Source organism: Acetomicrobium mobile, assembly GCF_937920065.1.
In genome coordinates, this window is sequence record NZ_CALETC010000193.1 from 1 (window position 1) to 5,680 (window position 5,680).

Here is a 5,680-nt window from a genome sequence, read left to right on the forward strand (position 1 = left end):
CGCGGACGCTTCCGCGCAAGCGGAAGTAGTATCTATATCTTCTCTACTCTTATCTTTTCTGTTCTTATCTGTTCTATTCTTATCTACAGCGGACATTGTCCCGACATTGTCCCGACACTCTCCCGATGTTTCCACCTGCTCCTTTTTCCGAGAAGCCTTGCGGCTGCTGTATTCGTCGGCCATTTCCGCTAAAGCGTCGGTCGAGATTTCCGCCACCTCCACGCCCGAAACTTCGCGGAAACTCACCGAAAACAGGCCAAGTTCCCGGCAGTTTTCCGCAAGTTTCCGGAAGGTTTGAGGCGGAACTCCTATAAGTCCGCACCAAGTTTGAAGCGGAAAGCAGGCGGAACCCGACGCGGACGCGCCCGTTTTCCCGGCACTTTCCGCTATGATCTCCAAGACATTCCAGTAAAAACCGTACCCCTCAAGGCCCCTCGTCGCCTTAAGCATGGCTAGTTTTTCGGTCCTTGACGATGAGGTGTCGTGCTTAAACCACTTCATAGCTTTCCACCTCTTCGCCTTCCGCCGAGCCTTCCGCGTATTTCTCGTATTCCATATCTTCCATGTCTGCCGCATCCGCCGCATCTTTTTCCTGCCCTTGTCCGTTATCCGCCACCACAGCCCCAAGCTGAAGTTGAAGCGGTATGTCGGTAAAGATTTCCGCAGGGTTTACGTCAAGCAGGTTCGGTATGTCTGCACCGTAAACGTAGCCGCGGAAGGGCAAAAGCTCCTGGAAGTCCTCGACGTCGTGTCGCATGTCGAGGTGAGTCGTCCCGTCTGCGTCTTCCTTTATGTGCCTCAGCTGGTGGTATAAAACGGCTGTAACGGCAGAAGGCGGCAGGCTGTCTAACATAGCAAGGCGTAGCTTAATGACGAACTTCAGCCTCACGCCTGCTATTTGGTAGATGACGTCTTCGACCCACTCGGGCATCTGCCAAATGGAGGCCGGCTCCTTTGCCCTTTTTGACGAGTTGTCTACCAGAAACAATATCTCGTCAGGGTTTGCCGCCATGTCGAATTTTTTTACGAGCATCCAGGCCGCCCGCCGATACACGCAGGCGACACGGTTTTTGCCTCTTCTAAGCTTTTCTGCAAGCTCAAGCGTGAGCATGGTTAGACCTCTGTCTTCTCATCTTCTGGACCGGGAGACGGCGAAGGTCCGTCTATGTCGGCGATGATCTCTGTCGGATCGACGCCGAACATCTCGCATATCTTTGCTAACAAATGCAGCGAAAGTTGACGCTTGCCAAGTTCTATATTTGAGTAGTGCCCCTGAGCGACGCCCAAAGCCTCTGCAAGCGCCGCCTGCGAGATCTCCTTTTTTACCCTCATGATCTTTAAGTTCTTGCCGATCTTCTTCCTGTCCCAGGTGTACATGAAGACTTCCTCCTTTTGTAGTAAATAATACTTTATCATTATACGGGTAAATGACTTACATATCAATACATAAGTCAATATGATTTACATTGAGCAATATTGATTTGCATGTTGTTATTTGATGCAATTAGGAATAAAATATAACCAATAAGGTATATATGACGTGGAAGACATGAGGGGAGGGAGAACATTGCCCAATACTAGAAAAGAACAGCCGGAAAGCACCGATACCGACAGCGCAGAGCTCGCGAAGCGCATAGGGATGAGGATCAAGATCGCGCGGATAAAGGCAGGCTTGAAGCAAAAGGACCTAGCCGAAAAGGTGGGCCTTCACCGTATGAGCATAAGCGCGATTGAGTCGGGCAGGCGCGGCACCACAGTGGCTCAGCTCGTCGAGTTTGCGAAAGTCTTGGGCGTGCCCGTATCATACTTTTTCACAGGCGCAGAAGATGAGACGGGCAAAACAGACGACGACACGGCAGAGCTCGAAAAGCTGCTGGCTGTCCTGATGCAGCGCGACGCCGAGGCCGTAGCTAACCTGCGGAGCGTCATGGAAAGCTGGGACAAGCTCTCACCGGCGGATAAGAAGTTCATCATAAACACCATCTCATATGCGCTGAAGTCTGTTAAAGACCGCATGGAAGAGTAAATAATATCCAACTACACATACAGGAGGCGCTGCTATGGATCCGTCAATAGCGGCGCGTCGACTTTTGGAAGAGATCGGCGCGCCATGCGATGAAGACGTCGTTTTATTGGCACTGAGGAAGCTCGATATCGAGGTGGTAGAAGACGAGGCGGACAGCATCGACGCAATGCTGATCTACGTTCCACCCGGTAAACCTGTCATAGCGGTAAACTCAAGTCGTCCGCTGTGCCGGAGGCGGTTTTCCGTGGCACACGAGATAGGCCACTACCTGCTTGGGCACAACTCGCTTTCCTTTTCCGAGAGCGGAGGCGGCATGATAAAGCGCGAGTCCAGGCAGGAGCGCGCGGCCAACGCCTTCGCCGCGGAGTTTTTAATGCCCAAAAAGCTCCTGGCCCGCGAGGCGCACAAATACAGCCTTCGAGGGCTTGCCCGACGCTACTTGGTCTCTATGCAGGCCATGGAGATAAGGCTCAAAGAGCTGGGGTTGGTGTGCAAAGATTTGCGTGGGACGGAATGATTTTAAGCAAAATGCCTGTATTTATGGCTCAAATGATACATAATTACAGAGCTATATGCTTGTTAAACATATAGGTTCCTCATAAAAACTCCACACACAAAAGAATCCCGAGGAATAGGTAAGGGAATACTATTTCCTCATAGGGCTGATTTCATACTTAATTGTCGGATAATATTATTATAGTCTTCTCTTGTAAACGGATATTCTATATGCAATTTCATAGCTAGAGCAACCAATTCATCAAAAGTAATATTCTTGCTGGCTTTTAATATGTCAATTCTCATTAGTATTTCTTTGGTGTAGGGTCGCTTTGAACCTAAAAAGGCAATTGACTTAATAAATTTTTGTACTATATTACTATTTAATATTAACATTACAATTAAAGCCTCTTTAAAATTATCGAATCCAAGAAAATAACATGTATCATCAAGCATTATTGGCCTACCATGTTTACTATAAACCAATGCAAAAAGAGGATTCTTATAAAATCCAGATATAACCACTTTATAAGGCTTAAATGAATAGTCTCCTATCCCAAAGATGGAAAATCTAGGTGCATTTTTATATATTGATGATTTACGTCCATCCAATAAGGCAGAATGTTGTTGTAAGTATAACCAAAGTTTAGGGGAAATATCTTTTATACTATTGGTTTCTTCTTTTATTTCTTTTTGAGTTACAATGATATTTTTTCTAGTGGATGTAATAATCACGTTTTTTATATCACTACTTTTAAGTAGTGGATAAACATAATCATCCTCAATAATTATTCTATCGCCCATACCGTTAATATAAGTACCATCTGGTTGTTTCGTCGATAGCTCCATTACCTTTGAACAGTCATGTTTAATACCTTGTCTCCACTCGTACTGACATTTACCATCAATATTAGCACTTTGCATATAGTTTTCAATATCAGAAATAAAATATTCTCCAACCCATCCAAACGATTTTTTTATATCAATAGGATTATCGAAATCATAAACATTACATATAAGTCTAGAGTTGTTTCCGGATTTCATTATTAATAAACCAGCTTCACAACTTATTCCGAAAATATCTTCAGTATTAAAACTTAAAAACCTTAAATCAGATATTTTGATGTTAGATCTTTTCAAGTCTTTTAATATATTTCTTGCAACAACGCTTTTACAGAGCATAGCTATGGTATAATTATAATTCTTGAACTCATGCAGCAAATGTAACAAAATATACTCAGCAATATCAAAATTGCTTTTTCCAGTAATTGCATCGAAGCCATTCAAGCCTTTAAAATTACTTTTTAAAGGAATATTGCGACTATCAATTGAACCAAGATCACTATTGGTTACCCAAGGAGGGTTTCCTATTATAAGTAGTTTATCGTTCTTGTTTATATAATTCTTAATATCATCAAAATCAAAAACAAATATGTCTTCATTATACAGTTGTATCTTAATACTCCTATCCTTTACAATTTCATAAATTCTTCTTTTAGTAATATCAAAATACCTTTTGTTAATCTCTATACCAAATATCGATTTTAGATTCTCGAAAGCTTTAATGCTTCCAATAATAAAACTACCTAATCCAAATGTCGGCTCCAAAATTATATCGGGGTCAAGCTTAAGTTCATTCTTTACATATTGACAAACTTTATCGACAAAATAATCAGGAGTTTGGTAATCCCCGAATTCTTCAACTCTTGCGTTTCTTCTTTTACCAATCAATGTTGTGTACTCCTGCAACCTCGTTTTTGAGACTTATCACTCTGCTGTATTGAAGTCTCCACTGTAATGCATTAGATATGGTTAAATAACCCACTTTAGGAGGATTGGAAAGTACTTTCTGGGCTAGTTTATTGTGGGTTATATCATCTCCTGGGATATTTCTATCCTGAAAATATGCAACCAAGTCTTCTAGCTGAGCTTCATCCTTTAACATCTCGATTAATCGCTTTGTAGTAGTGAAGTCGGCAGTTCTTTCTTTCTCCACAAAAGTACAATTTGTGAATTTTAAAGTACATTCATCATTTTTGTCAATTTTCTCATACACAAAAATTAAAAGATTATATCCTAAACCATATATTTTTTGCTCTGGAGATTCATATGGACAAGAAGATTGAGGCTGCTTTTTTGAAGTAACCTTAATGTCTGTGTTAATCTCAGGATCAGGCAAGTCTATTCCAGAAGCACTATTACCAATAGTAACCGCATACAATTTTTCTAAACGTTCTTTAAATTTACGTTCCACGTATGTGCCAACAGCCTTACCATCTGTAACACCTATCAGTGTTTTATGGTTAAGTTTAGATTGTTCCTCACAAAATTTCTTTGCTTCTTTTATTAATTCTTGAATGGTTAAAGGTGTTTTCATTTTTAACTTTTTGCTCTCCCATGTCTTATGGTCTAAGTCTGCAGTGACTCTGCTAAAAACCCCATTTAGTTTCTCGTTCCATTTAAACTTTCACTTCACGCCGTTAAGGGACATGTTTTTTGATCATTTTATGACCTATTTGTTTCGTTTTACGGGCTTTTATCTGTCTTTTTTACCTGTTTTTCGCCTCGCGCAAATTGAAAAAGGCATACTAATTCCCTCTGGATAAAATAGGGTTGCTTGGCAACCTGCTATTTCGCCGAAAAAGGTCTTTTGGTTTGACCCTTGTCCAAGCACGTAGGAGTCCTCCTTTTGTCTCGTGTTTCTCGTTAGTTTAAAGTAAAGATAACATAGGGTGAAAAGAGATAATGTGTTTTTCAACACATTTATTGTATCATACCATCAGTAATTTTTGAACTCCTATTTGCTGCGTTATAACAATATTCGGCTTAATTTAGCAGGACACCCTTATATAAGAAATACGGTTTACGCAATGGCAAAACATACAAGCAACGATACGATCTGTTGCCCTTGTTTCAACCCTTGCTCCACTTGTTTTAAGGCTGTTTTGTCCTCCTTACTCTCTTCCTCACCGATACAAGCTTGTTCACCAGTGAGACCTTAGCATGCTGTTTTTTATGTCGCCTAGCGTGTAGGCTACGTAACGTTTGGTTATTGCAAGATCGGTATGGCCCATGATACGCTGTAACGACAGCAGGTCTCCAATCTTTCGCAGGTAAGACAGGGCAAAGGCATGTCGCAGGTCGTAAGGCCTTTAAACA

At 41.8% G+C, this 5,680-nt stretch carries 8 protein-coding genes; 2 read left to right on the forward strand and 6 right to left on the reverse strand.

Translation table 11 applies throughout. The features are described from left to right. From Q7P41_RS07540 to Q7P41_RS07550, 3 genes are all read right to left on the reverse strand, one after another. A partial coding sequence (locus Q7P41_RS07540) for a Lin1244/Lin1753 domain-containing protein (protein WP_303883223.1) occupies positions 1 to 501 on the reverse strand: 501 nt, incomplete at its 3' end. Continuing rightward, on the reverse strand, positions 488 to 1,111 hold the full coding sequence (locus tag Q7P41_RS07545) for a putative metallopeptidase (protein ID WP_303883224.1): 624 nt from the start codon (positions 1,109 to 1,111) through the stop codon (positions 488 to 490). The genes Q7P41_RS07545 and Q7P41_RS07540, both read right to left, overlap by 14 nt. A gap of 2 nt (positions 1,112 to 1,113) precedes the next feature. Next, the gene (locus Q7P41_RS07550) at positions 1,114 to 1,377 is read right to left on the reverse strand and encodes a helix-turn-helix domain-containing protein (RefSeq protein ID WP_303883225.1); all 264 of its coding nucleotides are present in this window, start codon (positions 1,375 to 1,377) and stop codon (positions 1,114 to 1,116) included. Between the two features lie 190 nt (positions 1,378 to 1,567). Between Q7P41_RS07550 and Q7P41_RS07555 the strand changes: the two genes are divergently transcribed. Both Q7P41_RS07555 and Q7P41_RS07560 read left to right on the forward strand, forming a co-directional pair. Beyond that, positions 1,568 to 2,026, forward strand: a complete 459-nt coding sequence (locus Q7P41_RS07555; protein ID WP_303883226.1) for a helix-turn-helix domain-containing protein — start codon at positions 1,568 to 1,570, stop codon at positions 2,024 to 2,026. Positions 2,027 to 2,060: 34 nt separating this feature from the next. Further along, the gene (locus tag Q7P41_RS07560) at positions 2,061 to 2,543 is read left to right on the forward strand and encodes an ImmA/IrrE family metallo-endopeptidase (RefSeq protein WP_303883227.1); all 483 of its coding nucleotides are present in this window, start codon (positions 2,061 to 2,063) and stop codon (positions 2,541 to 2,543) included. 137 nt (positions 2,544 to 2,680) lie between these two features. Here the strand turns inward: Q7P41_RS07560 and Q7P41_RS07565 are convergent, their stop codons facing one another. From Q7P41_RS07565 to Q7P41_RS12715, 3 genes are all read right to left on the reverse strand, one after another. Beyond that, positions 2,681 to 4,252: a hypothetical protein gene (locus tag Q7P41_RS07565; RefSeq protein ID WP_303883228.1), complete on the reverse strand. Its 1,572-nt coding sequence runs from the start codon at positions 4,250 to 4,252 to the stop codon at positions 2,681 to 2,683. Continuing rightward, entirely contained in the window at positions 4,242 to 4,898 is a 657-nt protein-coding gene (locus Q7P41_RS07570) for a hypothetical protein (protein WP_303883229.1), read from the reverse strand. The genes Q7P41_RS07565 and Q7P41_RS07570 overlap by 11 nt, the downstream gene beginning before the upstream one ends. Positions 4,899 to 5,505: 607 nt before the next feature. Beyond that, positions 5,506 to 5,661: a tyrosine-type recombinase/integrase gene (locus Q7P41_RS12715; protein WP_369693150.1), complete on the reverse strand. Its 156-nt coding sequence runs from the start codon at positions 5,659 to 5,661 to the stop codon at positions 5,506 to 5,508. Between the last annotated feature and the right edge of the window lie 19 nt (positions 5,662 to 5,680).

Coding starts and splice junctions, on each gene's coding strand:
- Q7P41_RS07545 (WP_303883224.1), bottom strand. CDS start 1,111: ATGCTCACGCTTGAGCTTGCAGAAAAGCTTAGAAGAGGCAAAAACCGT.
- Q7P41_RS07560 (WP_303883227.1), top strand. CDS start 2,061: ATGGATCCGTCAATAGCGGCGCGTCGACTTTTGGAAGAGATCGGCGCG.
- Q7P41_RS07570 (WP_303883229.1), bottom strand. CDS start 4,898: ATGAAAACACCTTTAACCATTCAAGAATTAATAAAAGAAGCAAAGAAA.
- Q7P41_RS07550 (WP_303883225.1), bottom strand. CDS start 1,377: ATGTACACCTGGGACAGGAAGAAGATCGGCAAGAACTTAAAGATCATG.